Below are 24,929 nucleotides of genomic sequence, written 5' to 3'. Positions count from 1 at the left end.
AAGAGGAGGACAAGTGGTCACGCGCATTCCTCGCCATGAATTCCACACGGACAATGCGGCCGAAGCCATGGCACCCATCATCGACAGCACCAAGGAAGTGCTCGATGAGATCGAGGCGTCGGCGGACTACCGCTATGACGCTCAGATGCTCACGCTGGCTGTTGCGAAGTGGCGCTGCCTGACGGACCCCGTGGCGGGGGAGTTCCCGACATGGGAGGCGTGGGTCACGGCCATGCAGGTGGGCTCCGCGCTGTTCGCCGCGGGCACGGCGGCGGAAGGACCGGTGCCCTGCCGTATTGGGAGCATGGGCGAGGTGAAGGAGCTTCCCGCGACCGGACCTCAGGACTACCTGCACGCGGGAAATTGGCTCACCGCCTTCTACCTGGCGGCCATCTGCCGCGATAACGACCGGGCCAATCAGCTGGCTCAAGTGCCCGTCTCGCTTCTCCGCGCGTCCGGCGCGGAGTTCGACGAGTACATCTACGCCTGGGTGGAGACCCTGCAGAATGCCTGGTTCGGCCGACGGGAAACGTGGGACACCCTGGTCACTGCCGTCAACGGAACCGACCCCGAGATCACACAGATCGCCAGCAAGGAGCTGATGCTGAAGATCCTGTATCCGCCCCTTGAACTCTTCCACCGCTACCAGCGCCAGGATGCTGAACAGTTCAACGCGGCACTGGTCGACGCCATCACCTGGCATAAAGAGTATTGGACCGCCGACGAGGCACGTTCTCTGAGCGGCGAAGGTCTGGTCGCCCTCGGTCCCCTCGCGATCGCCTGCATGGCTCATGACGCGGGTATGCCGATCGAGGTCGAGTCCGAGTACCTGCCCAAGGCGCTTCTGCAGCGCACCTGGGTGGGCGAGTACGACACGTAGACACTCGAAACTGGCAACGGATATCTATGGCAGCCCAGGACTACGACAACCAGCTCCTCGAGTCTGTCTCCGCCCGCCGCCGTCGCCTCCGCGACGCTCGCCTCTTCGGCACCCAGCGTCAGCGACGCACGCTCGACGAGCGGCTGGGGAACGTGTTCGCCGGGGTGGTCATGAGCGTTCCGCGTCATGGCTTCCGCACGGACAACGCGGCCGAGGCCATGGCGCCGCTCATCGATGGGACGCGTCGGGTTCTCGACCGAATGGAACGGTCGGAGATGTCCCGCCACCGGGCGCTGAGCAGCACGCTGACCATGGCGAAGTGGTACTGCCTGACGGATCCCGAAGCAGCGAAGCTTGAAACGTGGGAGGCCTGGGTCACGGCGACGCAGGTCGGCTGCGCTCTGTTCGACTCGGCCACAGCCGCCGAGGGACCCGTACCGTGCCGGATCGGGGGTGCGGGCGAGGTGAAGAACTTGCCCGCGACGGGGCCGACGTCCTACACGCATGCGGGGACGTGGCTCACGGCGGTCTATCTGGCGACGATCTGCCGCGAGAACGACCGTCTCGATCGACTGATGCGAGTGCCTGTGTCATTTCTGCGTGAGTCTGTTCCCGAGGGCGCGGTTTTCGATGACTACGTCTACGACTGGGCAGAGGCTCTCCAGAGCTATTGGGCCGGTCGAGCGACGGAGATGTGGGACAAGCTGGTAGCGGCGGTCAAAGGCACCGATCCCGAGCGGGAGGGCGTCATTGACAACGAAATGATGCTGAAGATCCTTTATCCGCCGCTCGAACTCTTCCATCGCTTCCAGTTGCGGGAAACCGAGCAGTTCAACAGCGCACTGATTGACGCCGTCACCTGGCACAAGCAGTACTGGGCCGGCGACGAGGCGCGTGTCCTGAGCGGTGACGGCCTAGTGGCCCTCGGGCCCCTCGCCTTGGCCTGCATGGCCTACGACAACGAATTCCCGATCGAGGTCGAGTCCGAGTACCTGCCCAAGCATCTGCTGAGGCGTTCATGGGTCGGCGAGTTCTAGACATGATCCACGTTCTCCACGAGACAGGCGGCCGAAGACCGTGACAGCCCAGGACTACGACAACCAATTGCTGGAGTCGGTGTCAGTCCGCCGACGACGTCTTCGGGACGCCCTGCTCTTCGGCGCTCAGCGGCAGCGGCGTTCCACCGACGAGAGGTTGGGGAAGCTGCTCGCCGGCATGGTGATCGCGGCGGTGGTGTGCGCGGGATGCGTGGGGTGGTCGTTCGTGTCGCATCGGGTCATCGGCAAGAGCCCGTATGGGGCTTCCGTACCGTCGTCCCAGCCCTCCGAATCGCCGTCGCCCTCGCCCTCCGTGCCCTCTTCTCCCCGGTGATAGGTTCGAACGCGTGATACCCACGGGGACTTTGAGCCGCTCAGCGACCGGCAACCGTACGCTGCTCAGCCGGGTCACCTTGGTCGGCGAGCGACGCCGGGTCGACCTCGTGCTGCCCTCGCGGGAGCCGGTCGGGGTTCTCCTGCCCGAGATCATGCGGCTGCTGGACGACCGCGTGGGCGCGCGCCCCGAGTTGAGGCATCTGGTCACCGCGGACGGTTCCGCGCTGGCGCACGACTCCTCGTTGGAGTCGGCGGGCGTGCCGGACGGGGCCGTGTTGCGGCTGGTGCGCGTGGAGGACGCGCCGTCGGCTCCTGTCGTGCATGACGTGAGCGACGAGGTCGCCGACGATCTGGACCTGCGGGCGTGGCGGTGGCGGCCTGCGGTGCGCAGGGTTGTCGCCGGGCTCGCCACCGTGTTCTGGGCGCTGACCGCCGGGATCGTGGCCCGCACGGAGTTCGATCTGTCTACGGTCGGTTCCGGGCTGCTCGTCGTCGCGGGCGTGGGCGCGGTCGCCGGGGTGCTGTGCGGGCGCGCTCGGCGACAAGGGCTGGCCACCACGTTGATCGCTACCGCCGGCGCCCTGGCCGTCCTCGGTAGCTGGACCTGCGCCGACGCCTACGACTGGTCCGGCGCACTGCGGCTAGCGGGTCTCGCCGTGTCGGCCGCCGTCGCACTGCTGCTCGCCGGATGGTTCACGCGGCTAGGACGCGGGGCGCTGATCGGCGCCGGGGCGGTCGGCGGATGCCTGGTGTTGTGGGAAGCAGCCATCGCACTTCAGGGCGGGGCCGGGAGCCTGGCCGGGCAGGCTCGGGTCGGCGCGCTGCTCGCCGTCGCCTCCGTCGTCGCGCTCGGTATGCTGCCGCGGCTCGCGCTGATGGCGTCTGGGCTCTCCGGGCTGGACGACCGCCGCACGGGCGGCGCGTCGGTCAGCCGGTACCAGGTGGCCACCGCACTCGCGGCTACGCATCGAGGGCTGGCGATCGCGACCACCGTGCTGGCCGGTTCCGCAGCCGCGGCCGGTGTTCTCGTGCTGCGCTCGGTCTCGGTGTGGACGGTGCTGCTCGGCGTGGCCGTGATGGTGGCGCTCGGGCTGCGAGCGCGTGCTTTTCCGCTCACCGCCGAGGTCGTGGTGCTGCTCGTCGCCGCATCCGTCGTCGCGGTGCGGCTCGCCGTGGTGTGGTTGGAGCAGACCGCGGCGGCAGGCCCCGTCGCAGCGCTCGCCCTGCTCGCGGTCGTCCCCCTCGTGGTGCTGAGCGTGGAGCCCGCCGAGCATGTGCGGGTGAGACTGCGGCGCATCGGCGACGTCCTGGAGTCAGTCTCCGTGATCGCCATGCTTCCGCTCGTCATCGGCGCGTTCGGGGTGTACGGACGACTGCTCGGCACGTTCGCGTAGGCGCAGGAACGTGGGGATCGGCATGACTGGAGGAGGAGACTGGCAGCGCGACCTACTGCGCGAGCTGGCCGACGGCGACGACCCTGATAACACGTCGGTCCAGTCTTCCGCAGCCACGCCTGATGCGCTCCCGCCTTCGCCCACACGAACGGAAGCAGAAGCGGCACCGGTTCCCGAGCCGCCCCTCGCCGCCCGTCCGGTACCGCGCCAGGTACACAACCCGGCCGTTCCCGCCCCGACCCCTGAATCCCTCCCCACCGTCGACCCCCGCCTCGCCATCGCCCTGGGCAACCCCCAGCACGGGGATTCCCTCGCCCAACGCACCGGACGTACGCTGCGCCGGCTGACCGCCTCCGCGAGCCAGGAGGTCACCGAACAGACTCGGTTCGCCCAGGAGTTGCAGCAGCCGGTGACGACCGGCCGGGTCATCGCGGTGACCTCGATCCGCGGCGGAGTCGGCAAGTCCACGGTGTCCGCACTACTGGGCCGCACCTTCAACCACTACCGGCACGACCCGGTGCTCACCCTGGAGGCCGACGCCGCCCTGGGCACCTTGCCGGTGCGGATGGGCGCGAACACCGTGCGCTGGTCCTGCGCAGACCTCGCCCGGATCCTCACCCCCTCCATGCAACTGACCGACGTCACGGGCTACTTGGTGCCTGTGACCGACGGCGGCTGGCTGCTGCCCGCAGGCCAGGGCAGGGTCGGCGCCCCGCTGGACATGCACACCTACTTGACGGTGACGACGGCGCTGCGGCGCTATTTCGCGGTGACGATCGTGGACTGCGAGACGCTGCCCGGCGAAGTGGCCCGTACCGCGATGGACACCGCTCACGCGCGGGTCGTGGTCGCGCCGATGACCGCGGAGGGCGTGCACGGCACCCGGCAAGTTCTTGACTGGCTGGGCCAGTTGCCACATTCCGCGCTGGCCACCACAGTCGTGGCGCTCAGCGCCGCTTCGCCCGACACCACGCTGGACGCGAAAACGGCCGCCGCCCACCTTCGCGAGCCCGGCGTGCCCGTGGTCCCCCTGCCCTACGACCGTCATCTCGCCCAAGGAGGCCCCATCCACACCGCCATGCTTGGCCAAGCCACCCGCGATGCGGCCGTCCGTCTGGCGGCCGAGGTGATGCAGCTGGCGGTGCGCGTCCGGTGACCCAGCACGTCGTCCACCGACCCGCGCGTTCCACCCGCCCCCTCGTCGCGGCCGAGCCGCGCACCATCGAGGCGCCGCCGAACCTCCCGGAGGGCAAGGTCGGCAACGCGGCCACCGCGCTACTGCCCATGGCTGGCGTCCTCAGCTCCGTGGTGCTGATGACGGTCATCCGTAACAGCCAGTTCGCCGTGATCGGTGCGATCGTGTTGGTCGTGGCGCTGTTCGGCGCGGTGGCGCTGTTTCTGTCCCAGCGGGGCAAGGCACAGCGCACCCGGCGCGTCCAGCGGGAGCGATACCTGGAGTATCTGGAGGACCAGCGCGAGGAACTGGGCACGGCCGAGCGGGAGCGCAGACAGCGATCAAAGCTGCTCAACCCCCCACCGGCGGCTCTGTACGACCTCGTCCGCGATCCTGCCCGGCTGTGGGAGCGACGACGGCAGGATGCCGACTTCCTCCAGGTGCGGGCGGGCACCGGCGACGTGCCGGCGCAAGAGCTGACCATCGACCTGAACAGTACGGGCGGGGTGCTGACCCCGCCGGATCCGTTCATGCTCAACGAGGCCCGCGCCCTGCTAAACCGCTTCGGCACGGCCACCGACCTCCCGCTCACCGTGCCGCTGGACCGGGCCGGGAACGTGAGCATCGTCGGCGACCGCGACGGCGTCCTCCGCGTAGCCCGCGCGCTCCTGCTGCAGACGACCGTGACGCACGCGCCGGACGACGTCGCCGTCGCTCTCGCCACGGCCGACGAGCCCGAGTGGGCGTGGGCGAAGTGGTTGCCCCACATCCTCGACACCCGGGTGTACGACGGCGCCGTCGCCACCCGCCGGATCGCCCCCGACCTGGCCGAACTGTCCCGGCTGTGCGCACCCGAGCTGCGCCAGCGCGCCGGATACGCGGCAGAGGTACGCCGTGGCCTGTCCGGCCGGGGCACGGATGCCCTGCGCCTGACGTCCCGCATTCTCGTGATCAGCGACACCTACGGCGACACCGCTGCCGAACTCCCCCGCCCGGATTCGGCGATCGGCCTGCCCGACATGGGCGTCACCGTGCTGCACCTGCTTCAGCAGCAGGTGCACGAGCCCGACCAGGTCAGCGTGCGCATCACCGTCCACGGCGACCGGATCGTCGTCGACGACCTGCGCACCCCGAACGCGCCCACGGCGCACGGGATCTCCGACCCGGTGACCGTCCCCGGCGCCGAGGGCATCGCCCGCATGCTGGCTCCGCTGCGGCTCTCCGCCGAGTCCGTGGCCGAGGGCACCCCGGTATCCGGCCCGGTCGACTTCCCCGCCCTGCTCGGCATCGACGACCCGGCTGCCCTGGACCTGGCACGGCTGTGGGCCCCGCGCGGTGAGCGCGACTTCCTGCGCGTCCCCATCGGCCTGACCGACCGCCACGAGCCGGTGCTGCTAGACCTGAAGGAGTCCTCGCAGCTCGGCATGGGCCCGCACGGACTGTGCGTGGGCGCCACCGGCTCCGGCAAGAGCGAGTTGCTGCGCACCCTCGTCCTCGCGCTCGCGACCACGCACTCCCCGGAGGACCTGGCCCTGGTCCTGGTCGACTACAAGGGTGGCGCCACCTTCGCCCCGTTCGCCGAACTCCCCCACGTCGCCGGCGTGATCACCAACCTGGAGAACCAGGCCGGCCTGGTGGAACGCGTCCACTCCAGCCTGGCCGGCGAGGTCAAGCGCCGCCAGCAGGTCCTCAAGGACGCGGGCAATGTGGCGGACATCGGCCAGTACGCGGTGCTGCGCGCCACGACCCGCCCCGACCTGGAGCCCCTCCCGCATCTGTGCGTCGTCATCGACGAGTTCGGCGAACTCATCACCGCCAAGCCGGACTTCATCGACCTGTTCCTGTCCATCGGCCGCATCGGCCGCTCCATCGGCGTGCACCTGCTGCTGTCCAGCCAGCGCATCGAGGGCGGCAAGCTCAAGGGCCTCGACACCTACCTGTCGTACCGGCTGGGCCTGCGCACGTTCTCCGCCGACGAGTCCCGCACCGTCCTGGACACCACGGACGCCTTCCACCTGCCGCCGCTGCCCGGCTTCGGCTACCTCAAGGTCGACACCTCCACGTACGAGCGCTTCAAGGCCGGTTACGTCTCCGGCGCATATCGCGGCCCTGTCCTGCGCGAAGAGCGAAACGACGAGCCGCTCGTGCGGCCCTACCCTGCCTACAACATCCCGCAAGAACCCGGGGCCGACACCGTGGAGGAACCGGCCGCCACCAAGCGCGAGACCGGCCCGACCGTGTTGTCCGTCATGGTCGACCAGCTCGCCACCGCCGCACCCCCGGTACGACGGATCTGGCTGCCCCCGCTGCCCGACGCCACCACCCTGGATACGGCCGCAGGCCCCCTCCAGGCCGGTACGGACGGTCTCCGCCTCACCACTGCCCAGGGCAACGGCCCGCTGCGCGTCCCGCTCGGCACCCTCGACGACCCGGCACGCCAGTGGCAGCAGCCATGGCTGCTGGACCTGACCATCGCCGGCGGCCACGTTGCGGTCATCGGCGGCCCGCAGTCCGGCAAGACCACCCTGCTGCGCACCCTCGCCCTCTCCCTGGCCCTCACCCACACCCCCTACGACGTCGCCGTGTACGGCCTCGACTTGGTCGGCGGCGGCCTGTCCGCCCTAGCCAGCCTGCCGCAAGTCGGCGGCATCGCGGGCCGCGCCGACCACGAACGCGCCGCCCGCACCGTAGCCGAGATGCGCGCCATGCTCGCCCAGCGCGAGGAGGCGTACCGCGAGCTGGGCATCGACTCCGTCGACCAGCTGCGCCACCTGCGCGCCCAGGGCAAGCTCCCGCACCTCGGTGCCACCGACATCGTGCTGCTCATCGACGGATTCGGTGCTCTGCGCGAGGAGTTCACCGACCTCGACGATGCGGTGGCCGACCTGCTCAAACGCGGCGGCGGCTACGGCATCCATGTCGTCGCCGGCATGCTGCGGTGGAACGACGTGCGCATCGCCACCCAGTCGATGTTCGGCACCCGCATCGAGCTGCGCCTGAACGACCCGGCCGACTCCTCCATCGACCGCAAGCTCTCCGAGACCCTCTCCCCCGACACTCCCGGCCGAGCGCTGACCGACGGCAAGCTGTTCGCCCAGGTGGCCCTGCCCCGTATCGACAACCGTCCCGCCACGGACGACCTGGGCCCGGCCCTGGAGCGCACCGCCCGCACCATCCGGGCCTCCTGGCACGGCGAACTCGCCCCACCCGTACGGGTGCTGCCCACCCGCCTGCCCGCCGCCAAGCTGCCCACCCAGGCAGCGGAGCCGACGCGGATACCTGTCGGCGTCGACCAGGACACCCTCTCGCCCGTCCTGCTCGACCTCTTCGGCACCGACCAGCACCTGCTGATCCTCGGCGACAACGAATGCGGCAAGACCAACCTGCTCAAGCTGATCGCCACCCAGCTCGTCGAGCGCCACTCGGACAAGGAACTCGTCTTCGGCATCTGCGACCCCCGCCGCGGCCTGCGCGGCGTGGTTCCTGAGCCCTACCGCGGCGGCTACGCCCACAACGCCAAACTCGCCGCCGCCCTGTCCACTGGCATCGCGACCGAGCTGGAAAAACGCCTCCCGGAGACCGCCGACCCCGACGCACCGCTGATCACCGAGCCCACCTTCACCGGGCCGCGGATCGTCATCCTGGTCGACGACTACGACATCCTCACCACAGCCGGCCAGCAGCCGCTGACGCCCTTCCTGCCGTACCTGTCCTCCGCGCAGGACATCGGCCTGCACTTCGTCCTGGCCCGCCGCACGGCCGGAGCCTCCCGCGCGCTGTACGAACCGCTGTTGACCGCGCTACGCGAGACCGGCGCCACCACCCTCCTCATGACCGGCGAACGCACCGAAGGACAGCTCTTCCCCGGCCTCTACGCCACCCACCAGCCACCCGGCCGAGGCACCCTCGTCCGCCGAGGCCGCCCCCACCAGCTCATCCAGACCGCGCTCAGCGACGAGCTCACCGAAGAGGCACCTCAAGAGTGACCAAGGACGTCATCGCCCTCACCCCCAAGATGCCGGACCTGCCCACCCTGATCGCGGGCCTCTACGCCGGCGGCCCCGACCTCGGCATCAACACCCTCGCCGACGGCGCTGTCGTCCAGCTCTGCGCCCCCGACGGCCGCCCACTGGTCTCGGTGGAGGCGCCCATCCTCATCCAGGTCCCGGGCGAGACCGCCCGTCTGCTGGGTCACGCAGTCAAGGAAGGGCCGGTGTGGTGGACCGAGGCCCGCGCCTCCACCGCCGCGGCCGAGGCCGAACGGCTGGCCGGCTCCTTCGCCGGGCGGCTGGCGACTGTGCTGGGCGGCACGGTCTGGCCGCCGGAGGCCGCCACCACGGACGTGGTCCCCCTCACCACCGACGTCTCGGCGATCCCGATCCCGGCCACCGGCAATCCGGCAGTGGACATCCTCACCGCCACAACGGCCGTAGTCATCCAGGACCGCCCCCTGGTCGCCACGACCACCTGGCTCTCCGACGCCCTGCGCACCGCAACAGCCGCCGACCGGGCCCTACAGATCGTCACTCCGCCCACCACCCGCCTCACCCTGCCGACCCGCACCGCCCTGCGCGGCCTGCCCAACCGCTGGGTCGTCCAAGATCCCGAGCACGGCTACTACGACGGCCTGTCCGGCGCCGTACTCCACTGGAAGAACGGCACCTTCACCCCCGTACGCGACGAGGACGGCGCCGCCTCCGTGGCCGACGCGTTCAAGACGACCGCCGAGACTGGCGAACGCCAGCTTCTCCTCACCCTGCGCACCCAACACCCCGCAGACGCGGACCTCGTCCTCGGCCGCGCTCTGGAGGCCGCCTTCCGGCACCTGACCGGCGCCGCACCAGCAGGCTGGAGCACCGCCGAACCGGTCAACCTCCCCTGGTCCACCCGCCAGCTGACCGACCTGGCCCGCGCCCGTGCGCCCCGCCCCACCTGGCTGATCGCCGTCGGACACCCCGACCGGCCCGCTCTCGCCACCATGCGCGTGCTCCGGACTACGGCAGGCGTCGAAGAAGGCATCACCCTCGCTCTAGGCTACGGCGCGAACGAAGCACCGCCCCTGCAAGCAGTCGAGGCACTCGCAGCCGAACTCGACGCCGAGCACGGTCTCGTCACCCTGCTCACGGCCCTCCGTGCCGCCCGCCGCGACCTCAGCGCCCCCGCGCAGCTCGAACCCCCTCCGATCCCCGTGACCTTCACGTTCGGCCACGACGAGGCTCGGCGCATCGCTCCGCCCCGCGCCGAGCACCCGCCTCTCGGCCTCACCCCCACGCGACTCGGTCCCCCGGCCGAACCGGCCCTCCATTACCCCCTGGGGGATGGAACCGACCCTCAAGCCTGGTCCACTTTCCAGCAGCTCACGCAGCACCTGAAACGGCAGGCGTGACCAGGCCAACCTCTGAGCTCATAGACACGAACGCAGTAGGGCGAGCCCGTGGCTGCGTCAGTGCCACGCGGCGGTACGGGCCGCGACGAAAGCAGCGGCAGGCTCGGCCGTGGCTAGGCCCTAGGATCACCATGCGGTGGTTGCCCGCCGGTTTCCAGAAGTACGGGTGACGGGCGAATTGGCTACTCGACCAGATGCCGGTGCGCCTTGCTCCAGTCGATCCTGTTGTCGAGTTCGATCAAGTGCCCGTCGGCGGCCCAGGTGGCCTGCGGCTCGTGCCCCTGCTCGGCCAGCCGACGCACGAGATTGGCATTGTCCTGCTGTCTGGCGATGACGGCATCGACAATCCCCACGGTCGAGTCGAGGCCGTACGCGCTGCAGAAGTCCTCCAGGCGCGAACGGCGGTCGGGCGGCGCCGGGTAGTGCAGCCAGCGTAGACACTCGGCATCGTCGCGGAACGGGGCGACGTACTCCAGCGCGTATGCCACGTCGTGCATGCGCGGTGCAGGGCGGGCGAAATCCCAGTCGATGATTCCCACCGGCTGGTTACCCTGCCAGACGACGTTCCAGGGGCCGAAGTCCCCATGGCAGACGACCTCGTCGCCGCCTGGACTGCCTGCGTCCGTCGACCAGGTTGCGCCAGGCGGAGGTGAAAAGCTGGTGCAGGCATCGTGGTAGTCGCGCAACAGCAGGGCGAAGTTCCTCAGACCTTGGGCGTCCACGACCTTGGCCCAGCCCGACGGACCGGAGTCACCCTCGATGAAGGTAAGGACCTCACGCCCCTCGTCGTCGATTCCCAGCGGCCGCGGCGCGTACGCAAAGCCCACCTGTCCCAGGTGCCGCAGCAGCGCATGGACGGTGGGCGTCCACGGCTGGACGGGCCTGCGGACTGTGTCACCGATGCGCACCACCCGACGATGGGCACCGTCCTGCATCACTTCCTCGCTCAGCACGCGGTTCACGCTAGCCAGCCGCCTGAAGGTGCGGCGCCTCGATTAACGCCGGGTGTCATCGTGCGGCGCGCAGGTCAACCGGGCAGGGTTGCCGGTTGGCCGGCCAGAAGCTCGTCGGCAACCATCATCAACACTTCTGGAAACTGTGCGGCAAGAGCATTGGCTGCCACCTGCCATGAGTCAAGCCTCAACGCCTGCATGATCAGAGAACATGCGTGATCTGCCTCGGCTTGGCGTGACACGGCCACCAATGCCCCTGCCCGCTCTCGCGGGTTGATGATGGTCCGGGTCAGCGCCTCAGCGCGGTCGACGTCCCCAGCCTGAGCAACCGCCGCCGCCACCCGTGCTCGCACCGGTGCCCCCTCCACCCGTGTTCGTACCCGCGAACGTACCCGCGGCTTTGCGACAGCCGCCTCGGCTTCCCGGGTAAGAGCCTCGGCGCGGTCGGCGTCGCCGGCCCGAGCCAGCGCCACAGCTACCGTCTCCAACGCTCGCGTCTTCGGTCCCAGGTCGGTTATGGCCAGCGCATCGGCCTCAGCCTCCCTGGTGAGGGCCTCGGCGCGGTCGGCGTCGCCAGCCCGAGCCACAGTCGCCGCCACCGCCATCAATGCGCGCACCCGTGGTCCAAGCTCGATGATGGTGCGGGCAAGGGCTTCCGCGCGGTCTGCGTCCTCGGCGCGTGCTGCTATCACCGCTGCCGCCCGCAGCGACGCCAGCACCGAGGACCGCTCATGAGCATTGGTGATGTTCCGGGCGAGAGCCTCAGCGAGGTCAGCGTCCCCGGCTCGCGCCACGGCCTTCACCACCGCCCCTAGCGCTAGATCTCGTGACTTCGGGTTCGTGACGGCGCGGGCTGCGTCCCCCGCCTCGGCCAAGAGAGCCGCGGTGCGATCGACGTCCCCGACTCGAGCCACGGCAGCCAAGGTTGACGCCCTCTGATACGGAGCGTGAATGCTGCGAGCGAGAGCCTCGGCTCGCTCGGTGTTCCCGGACCGAGCCATAACCACCGCCACCGCTGCTGTCACCTTCACTTGCTCTGGGAAGTCGCTGATGTTGCGGGCGGTGGCCTGAGCCTCGTGGGCGAGAGCTATTGCGCGGTCGACGTCCCCAGCGCGAGCTGCCGCCTCTGCTACCGCCACCAGCGCTTGTATCCGCAGCCCCGGTTCGGTGATCGTACGAGCGACAGCCTCGGCGCGCTCGGAGTCCCCTGCACGAGCTGCCGCCTCTGCCACCGCCGCCAACGCTTGTATCCGCAGCCCCGGTTCGGTGATCGTACGAGCGAGGGCCTCGGCGCGCTCGGAGTCCCCCGCCCTGGCCACTGCCTCCACCGCTGTCATCAGTTCAGAGGGATCGCCGATGCTGCGGGCGGTGGCCTCAGCCTCGTGGGCGAGAGCTTCTGCGCGGTCGACGTCCCCGACCCGAACCGCCACCTCTGCCGCCGCCACCAACGCCGACGCTTTATGGGACGGGTCGGTGTTGGCCTTGGCTTCGGCCTCGGCCCGATCAAGGGCCTCAGGGCCCCCTTCAGCTGTCTCCGCCGCCTGGTACGGGAGTGTGCTGGCGTGGTCCGCGACCTCGGGACTGTCGGCATCTCCGATCCGAACCGACGCCACCACGCCCAGCACCCGTGCCCGCTCCCGCGGGTTGGTGATGGTCCGGGCGAGGGCCTCAGCGAGGCCAACGTACCCGGCCCGAGCCACGGCCTTCGCCACCGCTAGTAACGCTCGAACTCGTGCCCTTGGGTTGGCAATGGCCTGTGCCACAGCTGCGGCCTCGCGGGCCAGGACATCACCATGAGGGACATTCCCCAGCTGCGCTGCCGATTCCGCCACCATCGACAATGCCAAGGCACGCTCAAATGGGCTGATGATGGTGCGGGCCGCTGACGCGGCCTCGTAGGCAAGGGCCTCACCAAAGGGGGCGGCCATGTGAGTTCCTGGTTGGGCTCGGTCAGGGGTACTTCGCTTGGCTTGCGCCCTGATGAGGGCATCCAGCGCCCGAACTCGGCTACCTGGATCTGGGATGGATCGGGCCAGCGCCTCGGCACGCAAGGGACGCCCGAGGAGGGCCCATACAGCGGGCAGACCGACGGGGATGTGGGTGTTGCGTTGGGCAAGTCTGTCGCGGCAGACCGCCAAGAGGGTCATGGCCCGCAGGTGATCTGGCGCTTCGCGATCGAGGATCGCGTCCTGGGTGGTGATGATCTCGTTGAGCGCGATCGAGTCGCCGCCGTTCACATACAGCATTCGGTCATGGCGGGGCGTGTCGAGGGCGCAGGAGATCATCCGGGGCAGGTCGCCGTCGGCATGCAGCATGCGAAAGTAGCCGCGCATCAGATATTCGGGAGACTCGGCGGGCCAGTTGTTGGCGTGGTACTGCTCAGCCCAGGTGTGCAGCCGTTGCCGGTACTGCGCCAAGCGCGTGTCACCCAGGAACCGTGCGGCCGTTTGCTGAAGTTCCTCGTGTCCGAGCATGTAGACGTCGTTCGCAGGCTCGGTCCAGTCAGAGGCTGGCCGACGGGCAAACGTCCGTCCAGTCACGGCGTGCAGGGCTTCCTCCACCTCCCATGCCTGAGAATGCGTCAGTTCAGCCAGATCCCGGCTGCTGAGACCGCCCCCGGCTGCAGTGACGAAGCCCAGCAGGTCTTGCTCCGATGCCGTGCCACGCAGCAGCCGTTTCAGCTCCCGCTCCGCGTCGTGTCGTACAACCTGCGCGTGCGGGGACACCGCCAGGGTCCTTTCGACTGCCGGATCGCACAGCGGGTGCCCAGTGGGCACATCCGAGGGCACTGGCGGGTGATGGCGCCCTGCCACAACAACGCGCATACCCGCCGGGGGGCGGGCCGGCAGCAGTGCGGCAATGCTGTGGGTGGCGGATCCGCTGTCCTCATCGAGGCCGTCTACGACGAGCACGAAGCGTTGTCCCTGCTCGCTGCAGGCCACAGCTACGGCATCGAGCAACCGCCAGAAGTGTGCGGCACGGGTAGCGGCGGTCATGAAGGGCGATAGGGGCTCGCCGAGCAGGGACGCCAGCTGTTCGATGACCACGTCCAGGAACGCCTCGCGGTCGTTCTGGGCCGCGAGACGGGCCGTGATGAAGAACGAGACGATACGTACCCCGGCCGGTGGGTGCAGAACGAACCAAGACATCAGAGCAGATTTCCCCGCCCACGCCTCGGCGCGCCACCATTGGTAGTCGCCACCGCCGGGCCGGGTACAGAAGACGGCGAGTGCCTCCAGCTCCTCCTCCCGGCCAATCAGGGCCTCGGGAGCGATCGCCTGCACCTGGTACAGGTACGCCGACCGTGCTGGCGGGACCGCGGGCGCGGTCACATTGAACTGAATATTGCCGTCACCGATCTGCACGCCCCTGGCCCCGCGGACGTCTACCTCATATTCACGCTCGTCCGTGGCCATCTGTGCGACCCGTCAGTTGAATGTATTGGTCTGGGTGTTGTGAGACCCGATCTGTACGCCTTTGGCCTCTCGGGCATCCACAAACCTCGGCCCGCCCTGCGGGTCGACCCCATCCATGTCCTGGAGCAAGGACCGCGCGGAAGCCAGGATTTCCTCGTCTTGGTCGACGCCGGCCACAGACAGAAGCTCGCCCAGCCGGTCCTGCCACATGGTGGGCTCGGCCTCACTGGCCTCCAGGATCCGCACGCCATCCTCACTGCCAGTCGCAAGACGGCCCCGCACCGACTCACGCAACCCGGCGTACGCGTCCCGAATCGCACTGCTCGTAGTGTCCGTGAGGCCCGCCGCAGCACCCGCGGCCAGCGCGGCGACTACCAGGTCCACCCCGTTCATACCTACCCCCTTCGTCGGACCGAACCTATTCAACGTCACCTGGCTGCGTGGCCGGAGACATGGGCCACAAGTTTCACATCAACTACCCCTCAGGGAACAGAAAACGGGCCTCCGCCCATCGCCCTAAGTGACACCCAACTGGATGGCAACTCTCTGGGCAGACATGGCCATACCAGCAGGTATTTGCACGGAAGCGCTGCAACCCAAGCCCGCTGCAGGTCGATCGTTTCAGCTCACAGCCTCAGGCAGCTTGATGCCGCTCCCCGGCAAATCCTGGGACGAACGATGCTTGCGAGTTGGCTGGTAGGGCCATGCCGGCCTCGCGATCGTCTCGCAGCACGGCGCCTGCCCCCGCATAAGGTGAGGGACGAGGCATCCGCGGCGTTATTGCCCAAGCCGTTGATCGAAGGTCGGGAAGTTCGGTCGTCCTGCAAACGGGCCGCAAGAGGCGCGCAGTGTACGGCCAAGCAGCCCAACTCAGGACAAGTGTTGCTCGAAAAGAGAACGAGTGCCCGCCGTCGGCGAGGCTGAGCGCTACGAGGAGCCAAGCGACAGCCAGCGTCGAACTTCGGTTGTTCGCACACCAGCCGAGGGCTCCGACTCAATATCTCCGGAGCAAGGAGAAAGAGCGTGAGCACCGCCGTATCGACGACTACGGACAGCGGCACCACCAAGGATTGCACTGCACTGGCCTCCCAATGCGCCACCAACTCCTCGCCGCCTATCAACGGCACCGGCCTTGAGAGCGACGACCGGCAGCTGTGCACCGTCCACCCGGACTGGTGCACCGAGACCGGCGTCCACGACGCACACAACGGAGCCCGACACATCGTCATGGGCAATGACGGCAGAGAACTTCTGGACGCGCGCCTGCTGGACTTCTCCGGTTCACATCCGGTCATCGGCCTCAGCGAGACGGATACGGACGCGGCCGAGGCTCGCGTGAAGGCGACGGAGTTCCGAAAGTTCGCCGCCGAGCTTGAGATCCTCGCGGACAAGGTTGATGCCATCACCGGCCGTGAGCAGCCATGCGAACCGGAGAGAGCCGTCTGCCCCGATGGCATCTCCTTCTGCACGGGAGACCCGGCGGACCACGAGGACCCGAACGAGCACTTTCACCACGGCCCGTTCACCGCCATGGGCACCCACCGCCCGTACGCCGGACGGCACGGGGACGGCATCATGGCGTTCCAACTGTCCCAGGTCAACGACGAAGCACCCGGACTGGACTTCGTGGCTGGGGGCGACTGGCCGACGCTCAGCCTCGGGGAGGTAGACGAACTGATCAGTGACATGAGCGTGCACCTGACGAAGCTGCGGGCAGCACGTACTCAGATCGCTGGCGTGGTGTCCGGGCGGACCAGCGAAACGGCGGCAACGCCCGGCCGCGCTTGGGCGTACGACGACAGGTACGGCACACGGCACACCGTCACCTGCCCGTCCTGGTGCACGACGGATCACACCGACGACATGGACGGCACGCGCCACCCGGCCGACGTCCACCACCAGCTGTACGGCGCTGTGGCCTTCGCCGAGTACACCGAGGGATACGAGGACTACAAGTCCTGGCAGCTGCTCGGCGCGCACCTCGCCATGAGTCCGGACTCAACAGCCAGCCCGGCCTACCGAGTCCCACACGTTTTGGTCGAAGTGGCCGCCGACCTGTACACCCGCCCGATGGATCCGGACCAGCTGGCCGAGTTCATCGAGGCGGTGGCCGGGCAACTGGAAGAGCTTCGAGCGATGCACCCCCGGCTCACCGCAGCCCGCGCCGAATGGACCGCGCGGACCGACACGACCACCAACGCCGAGGCCGCGTAATCCCGCCGGTCCAAGACCACCCCGAGGTCTGTGACTCCTACGTCACGCTGCCCTGCCTGTCGCGAACACCCAGCTCAGAGGCCCCGCCCGCCCCTCCGCTCCAGGGACTTTTCAGGGACTTTCAGCCCTGTCCGAGGGACTTCCGAGGGACTTTCCGCCGCCTAAACCGGCAAGCCCCCGAAAGGCCGGAAAGGGCCTCCGTCCCAGATCAGAGGCCCTTTCCCAGGCAAAGCCGCAGGTAGCGGCAGACGAGTCGGGCTGTACGCCGGGGACGGTTGTGCGACCTGCGAAAGCGCTCCGAGTGGCGTGGATGATCCGCGTGACCAGAGACCGTGCACAACGCAGGCACGCCGGCGGACGCGCTGGTCGGCCGCTGGCTCGTCCCGGTGTCAGCCGCTCCTCCCATCTCCAATGAGCAACAGATCAGGTAAAAATGGCGGGCCGGCGCCGCGTACCAGGCACCCGCCCGGCGGGCCAGGTTCCGCATGCTCAGTTCGAAGGGGCCATCGGCACGGATGACGTCGAGGGCCCCCGCGAGCAGGATGCGCCGCAGATCCCCGTGGCGGTAAAGGCGGGGCCGCTCGCGGCAGCATCCACCGGCCCGCCCGTCACGCGCCGACCTGCGTGAGCGGCCACCCGCACGCCCGAACCGACCTCGACACATGGTCCGCCACGGCACGAACCTGGTGCAGCAGCTTCACCGGCCTGATGAGGTCGACGCGGCCCCCGGCCCCCACGGCGGCCACCACGGCCCCCCGGGCGTCGCGCACAGGAACCGCGATGCCGCCACGTCCTTCGGTCAGCGTGCCGTGGACGACCGCGTAGCCCTCGCGTCTGACCTTCGTCAGGTGGCGTCTCAGTGCGACGCCGCTCGTGATCGTGGCGGGTGTGAACGCCCGCAAGGGAGCGGCACAGACCTCGTCCAGCACGGACTCGTCGCAGTCGGCGAGTAACACCAGGCCCAGCGCCGTCGTGTGCAGCGGCAGTCGGCAGCCGGGCTCGGCGAACGGCACGTTGTGCTCCCCGGCGCCGCCGACGAACGACAGACCGACGCTTTCGAGGCCGTCACGGATCGCGAGCGTCGCCGAGGCCGAGCTCTGTGTGTGCAGTTCGACGAGGTGCGGGTGCGCGACCTCGGCGATCGAGGCGGGACGCCTGGCGAGGCAGCCCGTCTCCCACAGGCGCAGTCCGATGCTGTAGCCGCCGTCGGCACTGCGCTCCAGTGCGCCCCAGGCGTGGAGTTTGTTGACGATGCGGTGAACGGTGGCAACGGGCAGCCCTGACCGTCGGCTGATGTCGCTCAGGGACAGAGTGCGGTTGGCCCGGTCGAAGGCGCTCAGGATGCTGAGCGTCCGGTCGACGACGGAGCGCTCCGGGGTTCCGGAGTGGGGGGTGGTCATCCCGTCGAATTCCCTTCACGTATGCGTCGGGTGCGTGATACCTCGTGCATGCACCAGACGATCTGGTGACGGGCGGCCACCTCCATGATTGAATGTAAAAGTAAGCAGAGAAAGGTCGATTCCGGAACGTTCATGGTCGATTTTGCATCGTTGCGGGTACCTGTCCTCCCCTTCGCCCCCGTCTGCAGAGCCGGACTCGGTATCGCGGTGGCGACGCTGCGCGAGGTGTACGACCTGACTCCTCCGGACCTCCTGGCCTCCCCGCACCGGCTCGATTTCCACCAGGTGGCGCTGGTGACACAGGGAACCGGCAGCTTCTCGATCGACTCCACACGCGTCCCGTGCCGACCGGGCACGCTGCTGTGGACCCGGCCGAACCAGGTGATCCAGTCGTTTCCGCGACCCGGCATGGACGCCGACCTCATCATGTTCACCGAGACGTTCCCGCTGCGGATGAGCGCCCACATGAGCATGCTCGACGATGTACTGCGCCCCTCGCACTGGCAGCTTTCGGGGTCCGAACTCATCGCGTTACAGCGCGTTCTGAACCTTCTGCAGGAGGAGTTCCAGCGGCCCGACCGGGGCCTGGCCGAGGAACTGCTCAAGCACCTGCTGGCCGTCGCGCTCCTCCACATCGACCAGATGTGCCGCCGCCACCACCAGGAAGCCTCGGCCGTCACCCCTGGCGGCGAGAGCGGCGACCTCTTCGTGAAGTTCCGCCGTGAGCTGGACCGCTCGTACCGCTCCACACGGCTGGTCGAGGACTACGCCGCCGCCCTGAACTGCAGCACCCGGGCCCTGTCCAGGGCCTGTCGCGCCGTCGCCGGCACCTCCGCCAAGGACCTGATCGACGCGCGGGTCGCCCTGGAGGCGCGCCGCCTGCTCGCCCACACGGACCTGCCCATCTGCGCCATCGCCCGGCAGCTCGGATTCTCCGAGGGCACGAACTTCGGCAAGTTCTTCATGCGGCGCGTCCAAATGACACCCGGCGGCTTCCGTTGCGAGGCGAGGATGCGCGCTCAGCGCTAATCGACAGTACTGGTGAGTACTTGACTTGCTGGTAACCCATCGGACGCTTGTGGTCTACGCCCGTAAACACAGATTTCTTTCCACCCTCCGGAAGAGTGGTTGTCGAGAATTCCGCCGCGTGGCAAGACTGTGCTGCGTGCTTCGGGCGGCCACTCGAAGACACCCACAGACCGACGGGCCCGTTTGTCTGAACGACCGTGCCACCCGACCGATTACTGACAAGTAGTTGTCCGCGGCGCTCCCGCTCGATCCCCGGAATACAAGCACTCCGCTCAAATCCGCGCTCTTTCACAACCGGCCTGACTGCCGGCCTTTCTTTCACGTCCCCACGCGGACACCGCGCGGGACGACGCACGCCCATGCCCATCCACACGCGCCCTCGATCCCTCAGGAGCGCCCAAGGAAGGACGACAAACCATGGCCGTAGTGACCGCTCTGGAGGCCGAGCAGTGGCTGATCGAGAAGATCGCCCACCGCCTCGGTGTGGCCACCGACGAGGTCTCGCGAGAGGTGTACTTCGACGAATTGGACCTCGACTCGACAGAAGCGCTCATCCTCGCGGGCGAGCTGGAGAACTGGCTCGGCTTCGAGCTGAGCACGACGACCCTCTGGTACCACCCGACGGTCAAGGAACTGGCGTCCTACCTGGCCGAGGAGAGCACTCACCGTGCGACGGCCGCGTGAGGTGAGGCCGCAGGTGGCCCGCCGCTTCCGGTCCGCCGCACCCGGCGGGCGGACGGTGTATCTCGTTCACCCCGGCGCGCTCGCGGCCACGGTCTACGAGGGGCTTGCCGAGACGCTGCCGAACGGGGCCGGACTGACCGTGCTCGACCTCGGTGCCGTCCCGGAGTACGCCGATGCGGCGCTGACCGGGGGCAGGGCGGCGACGACCGTGGAGGCGCTGGCCGACCGGCTGCTCGCCGCGATGGAACCGGCCGATGGCGTACGCACCCTGGCCGGCTGGTCCTTCGGCGGCGTGCTGGCGCTCGCCATGGTGCGGGCGATGCCTGCCGCACTGCGCCCGGAGCGCCTGGTGCTCCTGGACAGCATCGCCCCCACCGAGGAGTACAAACAGCCCGACGACGCCCTCGAACCCGGCCTGCTCCTCGGCTGGTTCGCCATGTACCTGGGGGCGAAACGTGGCCGGGCCGTCGATCTCGCTCCGGACGCGCTCGCCGGGTGCGATGCCGACGGCGGCCTCACCGTCGTACTGGACGCGGCGGTCGCCGCCGGTGCGCTGCTCCCGGACACCCCACTGCCGGGACTGCGCAAGCTCTACGACACATACGTGGACGGGCTGTTGCGCAACAACCGCCTCACGGCGCCCCACCGGCCCGAGCCCGCCCCGCTCCCGCTGGTGCTGGTGAAGGCGGAGCGGAGCCTGATCCCGGGCGACGCCACGCTCGGCTGGCCGCCGCTCGCTCCGCACGGGCTGACCCTCCACACCTGTCCGGGCGACCACTACACGATGCTCGGCCGATCCGACTCGCTCGACGTGATCGCCCCACTGCTGCACACGTCCTGACCCCGCTCCCTCATCCCCCCCCCGCACGCGTCACCCACAGGGCCCGAACCGACCCTGGTCGTATCCCCCGGCCCCGCCGTCCGACCAAGAGAGCCTCAACGTGAACGCTTCGCACCCCACTGACCTCGACCGCCGTCTCGCCCGCGACCCCATCGCGATCGTCGGGCTGTCCGCCCTGTACCCCAAGTCGCGTGATCTGCGCGAGTTCTGGGCGAACGTGGTGTCCGCCACCGACTGCATCGAGGACGTCCCCGCCACCCACTGGGACGTGTCGGAGCACTACGACTCCGACCCCGCCGCACCCGACAGGACGTACTCCAAGCGCGGCGGCTTCATCCCCACCGTCCCCTTCAACCCGCTTGAGTTCGGGCTGCCCCCCAACACGCTCGAAGTCACCGATGTGCTCCAGCTGTTGAGCCTGGTGGTGGCCCGTGACCTGCTCAACGACGCGGGCGCCGGCCAGGAGTGGTACGACCCCTCCCGCACCGGCGTGGTGCTCGGCGTCACCGGCGCCAACCAGCTCACCCAGCCGCTGTCCGCCCGGCTGCAGACGCCGGTGCTGAAGGAGGTCGTCCGCTCCTGCGGGCTGACCGACCGGGACGCGGAGGAGATCTCGGAGAAGTTCAAACTCGCCTTCGCGCCCTGGGAGGAGAACTCCTTCCCCGGCATGCTGGGCAACGTCGTCGCCGGCCGCATCGCCAACCGGCTGGACCTGGGCGGCACCAACATGACGATCGACGCGGCCTGCGCGAGCTCTCTCGGCGCGGTGAAGGCCGCCGTCAGCGAGCTGCTGGAGCGGCGCTCGGACATGATGCTGGTCGGCGGCTGCGACGCCGAGAACACGATCTTCATGTACCTGTGCTTCAGCAAGACCCCGGCCTTCTCCAAGTCCGGCCGCATCCGGCCGTTCGACGAGAACGCGGACGGCACCCTCATCGGCGAGGGCATCGGCATGCTGGCACTGCGCCGGCTGGCCGACGCCGAACGGGACGGCAACCGGATCTACGCCGTGCTGCGCGGCATCGGTTCCTCCAGCGACGGCCGGTTCAAGTCCATCTACGCCCCGCGCAAGGAGGGGCAGATGACGGCACTGCGCCGGGCGTACGAGGACGCGGACGTCTCCCCCGGCACGGTCGAGCTGTTCGAGGCGCACGGCACGGGTACGGCGGTCGGCGAGGCGACCGAGCTGTCCGCGCTGTCGGCGGTGGTGTCGGAGTTCACCGAGGAGCGGCAGTTCGCCGCCGTCGGCAGTGTGAAGTCGCAGATCGGGCACACGAAGGCGGCGGCCGGCGCGGCCGGGATGATCAAGCTGGCACTCGCCCTGCACCACCGGCTGCTGCCCCCGACGATCAACGTGGACCGGCCGAACTCCGCGATCGACTGGGAGAACAGCCCGTTCTACGTCGGCACGCGCACCCGCCCGTGGATCCGTGACCCGCGTCGCCCCCGGCGCCGGGCGGCCGTCTCGTCGTTCGGGTTCGGCGGCACCAACTTCCATCTGGTGCTGGAGGAGCACGGCGACGGGGACGACCTGCGGGTGATGTTCCCTTCGAGCCGGATATCTGCCTGGCATGAACCTGACATAGATGCCCTGATCCGGGTTCTCGACACCGGGGCCGCGCCCCGCACCGAACCCGCCCCGGCCGGACATCCGCGGCTCGCCCTGGTCGCCCGCACCGACGCCGAACTCGCTGAGCTGCGGGCCCTCGCCGTCGCCGAACTGCGCGCCAGGCCGTCGGCCGAGTCCTGGTCGCACCCCAGGGGCATCTACTTCCGCCGGGCCGCCGCGACCGTCGGCAAGGTGGGCGCGCTCTTCGCCGGGCAGGGCAGCCAGTACGTGGAGCCGGGCCGGACGGCGGTGCTCGCGCTGCCGGTGCTGCGGGCCGCCTTCGACCGGGCCAACGCCTCGTTCGGGGAGCACGACCGGCCGCTGTCCCGGGTCGCGTTCCCGCCGCCGGCGTTCGACGAGGTGACCCGCGCCGCCCAGGAGAGCGAGCTGCGCCGCACCGAGTACGCCCAGCCCGCCATCGGTGCCCTGGCCGCCGGCCACTACCGCTATCTGACCGAACTCGGCTTCGCGGCCGACGGGTTCCTCGGGCACAGCTTCGGCGAACTGGCCGCGCTGTGGGCCGCGGACGCCCTTGACGACGACACCTACTTCGCGCTGGCCCGGGCGCGGGGCGCGGCCATGGCACCGCCCGCCGACGCAGGCTCCGGCTTCGATCCCGGGGCCATGGCCGCGGTCACCGCCGCCGAGGAGCAGGTGGCGCAGCTCCTGGCCGCCCACCCCGAGTTGATCGTCTGCAACCGCAACGCGCCCGACCAGATCGTGGTCGGCGGGGCCACCGACGCTGTGGAGCGGTTCGTGGAAGCGGCCGGCGGGGCGGGCATACGAGCCCTGCGGCTGCCGGTGTCGGCCGCCTTCCACACTCCTTTCGTCGCGCATGCCGTCGAGGCGTTCGGCCGCCACGTGGCCGACGCCGAGATCCGCGAGCCGCGCCGTCCGGTGTTCGCCGACTCGCCCGGTGCCGCCTACGGTCCGGACGTCGAGGCCAACCGGCGGACGCTGGTGGACCAACTGGTCAAGCCGGTCGAGTTCGCCGGCCGGGTGGAGGAGATGTACGCGGCGGGGTTCCGTACGTTCGTCGAGTTCGGCCCGAAGGGCGTGCTGACCCGGCTGGTCGACCGCATCCTCGGCGAGCGCGAGCACTTCGCGGTGCAGCTCGACCCGGGCAGCGGCGGGGACGCCGACGTCGCGCTCAAGCGGGCGGTGGCTCAACTGGTGGTGCTGGGCCTGCCGTTGACGACCGCGGACCGCTACGCGGCCGAGCCGGTCGTCGCCGAGCCCGTCAAGGGGATGACCGTGCCGCTCAACGGCATCAATCATGTGCCGGAGGCTCGGAAGGCCGCGTATCGGGAGGCCTTGGAGAAGGGGTACCGCGTGGACCGTTCGGCCGGCCCCGCGACGCCTGCGCCTCAGGTCGGCCCTCAACCGGTGCCGGCCGCCCAGGTCGCCGAGACCGCGCCGCCCGGACCGCGGCCGGCCGCGACCCCGCTGCCGGTTCCCGTCACGCCCACGTCGGCAGCCGTCGCCGAACGGCCGGATGCTGTGTCGCCGAAGCCGGTGCCGTCGCAGTCCGCGCGGTCGGCCCCCGCGGCCCTTTCCCTCCCCACAGACGTCCTGGAGAACGAACCCGTGCGAGAACAACCCCCCGGGCCTGCCCCCGCCGACGACCGTCTCGCCTCGCTGATCGCCGATCACCTGGCGCTGCACGACGAGTACCTCCAGGGCCAACTGTCCAGCGCCCAGCGCATGATGGGGCTGCTGGAGCGGGCGGACGACCAGGGCCGTGCCGACGCGGTGATCCCGGGTGTCGCCTCGGTCAAGGAGCACGGTCTGGCCATCGGACGCACGCATCTACGAGCCAACGAGATCCTGCGGGACCTGGCGTCCATGGAGTTCGGCGCGGCGGCCCCCGCAGCGGCTCCGACCGCTCCGGCCGCTCCCGTCACCGGGCCTGACCTACTGCCGATTCCGACGGCTCCCACCGCCCCCGAGCTGCCCTCCGCCGCCGCACCGGCTCCTGCCCACGCCCCGGCGCTCCCCGCCGCACCCGCGGACGCTCCCGCCATGTCGGCGTCCACGGCCCCGGAGCCCGCCTCCCAGCAGCCGCCACCCCCGCAGCCCACGTCGTCCACGGCGTCGGCCGACGACATCGCGGCAGCGCTGCTCGACATCGTGTCGCAGAAGACCGGCTATCCGGCGGAGATGCTCGACCTCGGCATGGACGTGGAGGCGGACTTGGGCATCGACTCGATCAAACGCGTCGAAATCATGGGCATCCTCCAAGAACGCTTCCCCAGCCCCACCCCCGTCGGCCCCGAACAACTCGCCGAACTGCGCACGCTCAACGAGATCGTCGGCTTCGTACTGAGCCTCGGCGGCGCGAGCACCCGTGAGGAGGCCGCCGCCCTCGCACCGACAGCGGTCACCAGCACAGAGGACGTCGCCGCCGCGCTGCTCGGGGTCGTTTCGGAGAAGACGGGCTATCCGGCGGAGATGCTCGACCTCGGCATGGACGTCGAGGCCGACCTCGGCATCGACTCCATCAAACGCGTCGAAATCATGGGCATCCTCCAAGAACGCTTCCCCAGCCCCACCCCCGTCGGCCCCGAACAACTCGC

16 protein-coding genes and 1 pseudogene are annotated in these 24,929 nt (G+C 69.4%); 12 read left to right on the top strand and 5 right to left on the bottom strand.

Translation table 11 applies throughout. From position 1 onward, the window contains the following. Positions 1–13 precede the first annotated feature (13 nt). Genes ADK36_RS42890 through ADK36_RS42860 form a run of 7 tightly spaced genes read left to right on the top strand, consistent with a single transcriptional unit; the run spans position 14 to position 10,207 of the window. A complete protein-coding gene (locus ADK36_RS42890) occupies positions 14–880 on the top strand; it encodes an immunity 49 family protein (protein ID WP_234330090.1) in 867 nt (288 codons plus the stop codon). A 26-nt stretch (positions 881–906) separates the two neighbouring features. Continuing rightward, positions 907–1,917 (top strand): immunity 49 family protein, encoded by a 1,011-nt coding sequence (locus ADK36_RS42885; RefSeq protein WP_425315337.1) that lies wholly within the window; start codon positions 907–909, stop codon positions 1,915–1,917. Positions 1,918–1,957: 40 nt separating this feature from the next. Further along, positions 1,958–2,251, top strand: coding sequence for a hypothetical protein (locus ADK36_RS47455; protein WP_078916481.1), 294 nt, complete (start codon positions 1,958–1,960; stop codon positions 2,249–2,251). 31 nt (positions 2,252–2,282) lie between these two features. Next, positions 2,283–3,647, top strand: coding sequence for a type VII secretion integral membrane protein EccD (eccD, locus tag ADK36_RS42875; RefSeq protein WP_053201478.1), 1,365 nt, complete (start codon positions 2,283–2,285; stop codon positions 3,645–3,647). A gap of 22 nt (positions 3,648–3,669) precedes the next feature. Next, on the top strand, positions 3,670–4,803 hold the full coding sequence (locus ADK36_RS42870; protein WP_048584320.1) for a hypothetical protein: 1,134 nt from the start codon (positions 3,670–3,672) through the stop codon (positions 4,801–4,803). Next, positions 4,800–8,807 carry a type VII secretion protein EccCa gene (eccCa, locus tag ADK36_RS42865; RefSeq protein ID WP_048584283.1) on the top strand — a complete coding sequence of 1,336 codons (4,008 nt, stop codon included), beginning with the start codon at positions 4,800–4,802 and terminating at the stop codon, positions 8,805–8,807. Before ADK36_RS42870 ends, eccCa begins: the two co-directional genes overlap by 4 nt. Beyond that, on the top strand, positions 8,804–10,207 hold the full coding sequence (locus tag ADK36_RS42860; protein WP_053201476.1) for a DUF6177 family protein: 1,404 nt from the start codon (positions 8,804–8,806) through the stop codon (positions 10,205–10,207). The genes eccCa and ADK36_RS42860 overlap by 4 nt, the downstream gene beginning before the upstream one ends. A 182-nt stretch (positions 10,208–10,389) precedes the next feature. Here the strand turns inward: ADK36_RS42860 and ADK36_RS42855 are convergent, their stop codons facing one another. The 3 genes from ADK36_RS42855 to ADK36_RS42845 all read right to left on the bottom strand — a co-directional run bounded on the left by ADK36_RS42855 (position 10,390) and on the right by ADK36_RS42845 (position 14,969). After that, positions 10,390–11,160, bottom strand: coding sequence for an aminoglycoside phosphotransferase family protein (locus tag ADK36_RS42855; RefSeq protein WP_234330089.1), 771 nt, complete (start codon positions 11,158–11,160; stop codon positions 10,390–10,392). A gap of 74 nt (positions 11,161–11,234) precedes the next feature. Then, complete coding sequence (locus ADK36_RS42850; RefSeq protein ID WP_048584281.1) at positions 11,235–14,576, bottom strand: hypothetical protein; 3,342 nt, start codon at positions 14,574–14,576, stop codon at positions 11,235–11,237. A gap of 12 nt (positions 14,577–14,588) precedes the next feature. After that, a complete protein-coding gene (locus ADK36_RS42845) occupies positions 14,589–14,969 on the bottom strand; it encodes an RIP homotypic interaction motif-containing protein (RefSeq protein ID WP_048584280.1) in 381 nt (126 codons plus the stop codon). Positions 14,970–15,599: 630 nt separating this feature from the next. Here ADK36_RS42845 and ADK36_RS42840 point away from each other — a divergent pair. Beyond that, positions 15,600–16,790, top strand: coding sequence for a DUF6907 domain-containing protein (locus ADK36_RS42840; RefSeq protein WP_048584279.1), 1,191 nt, complete (start codon positions 15,600–15,602; stop codon positions 16,788–16,790). Positions 16,791–17,220: 430 nt separating this feature from the next. On the opposite strand, the pseudogene ADK36_RS50840 reads toward ADK36_RS42840, so the two are convergent. Continuing rightward, positions 17,221–17,343 (bottom strand): annotated as a pseudogene (locus ADK36_RS50840) (TetR family transcriptional regulator); the annotation flags it as partial. 55 nt (positions 17,344–17,398) lie between these two features. Then, positions 17,399–18,190, bottom strand: a complete 792-nt coding sequence (locus tag ADK36_RS42835; RefSeq protein WP_048584278.1) for an IclR family transcriptional regulator — start codon at positions 18,188–18,190, stop codon at positions 17,399–17,401. 150 nt (positions 18,191–18,340) lie between these two features. Here ADK36_RS42835 and ADK36_RS42830 point away from each other — a divergent pair, with 150 nt between their 5' ends. The 4 genes from ADK36_RS42830 to ADK36_RS42815 all read left to right on the top strand — a co-directional run. Continuing rightward, positions 18,341–19,219: an AraC family transcriptional regulator gene (locus tag ADK36_RS42830; RefSeq protein ID WP_234330088.1), complete on the top strand. Its 879-nt coding sequence runs from the start codon at positions 18,341–18,343 to the stop codon at positions 19,217–19,219. 417 nt (positions 19,220–19,636) lie between these two features. Then, a complete protein-coding gene (locus tag ADK36_RS42825) occupies positions 19,637–19,903 on the top strand; it encodes an acyl carrier protein (protein ID WP_048584276.1) in 267 nt (88 codons plus the stop codon). Beyond that, on the top strand, positions 19,887–20,744 hold the full coding sequence (locus tag ADK36_RS42820; protein WP_048584275.1) for a thioesterase domain-containing protein: 858 nt from the start codon (positions 19,887–19,889) through the stop codon (positions 20,742–20,744). The genes ADK36_RS42825 and ADK36_RS42820 overlap by 17 nt, the downstream gene beginning before the upstream one ends. 100 nt (positions 20,745–20,844) lie before the next feature. Beyond that, the coding region (locus tag ADK36_RS42815) for a type I polyketide synthase (protein WP_159391260.1) at positions 20,845–24,929 on the top strand (4,085 nt) is incomplete at its 3' end.

The sequence above is a fragment of the Streptomyces viridochromogenes genome, assembly GCF_001270495.1.
Taxonomy (GTDB): domain Bacteria; phylum Actinomycetota; class Actinomycetes; order Streptomycetales; family Streptomycetaceae; genus Streptomyces; species Streptomyces viridochromogenes_A.
This window is presented reverse-complemented; position numbering and strand designations above follow the sequence as displayed.

Excerpts from the sequence above, each read along its gene's own strand:
- ADK36_RS42885 (WP_425315337.1), top strand. The coding sequence starts at position 907 with ATGGCAGCCCAGGACTACGACAACCAGCTCCTCGAGTCTGTCTCCGCC.
- ADK36_RS42870 (WP_048584320.1), top strand. The coding sequence starts at position 3,670 with ATGACTGGAGGAGGAGACTGGCAGCGCGACCTACTGCGCGAGCTGGCC.
- ADK36_RS42850 (WP_048584281.1), bottom strand. The coding sequence starts at position 14,576 with ATGGCCACGGACGAGCGTGAATATGAGGTAGACGTCCGCGGGGCCAGG.
- ADK36_RS42845 (WP_048584280.1), bottom strand. The coding sequence starts at position 14,969 with ATGAACGGGGTGGACCTGGTAGTCGCCGCGCTGGCCGCGGGTGCTGCG.
- ADK36_RS42835 (WP_048584278.1), bottom strand. The coding sequence starts at position 18,190 with ATGACCACCCCCCACTCCGGAACCCCGGAGCGCTCCGTCGTCGACCGG.
- ADK36_RS42825 (WP_048584276.1), top strand. The coding sequence starts at position 19,637 with ATGGCCGTAGTGACCGCTCTGGAGGCCGAGCAGTGGCTGATCGAGAAG.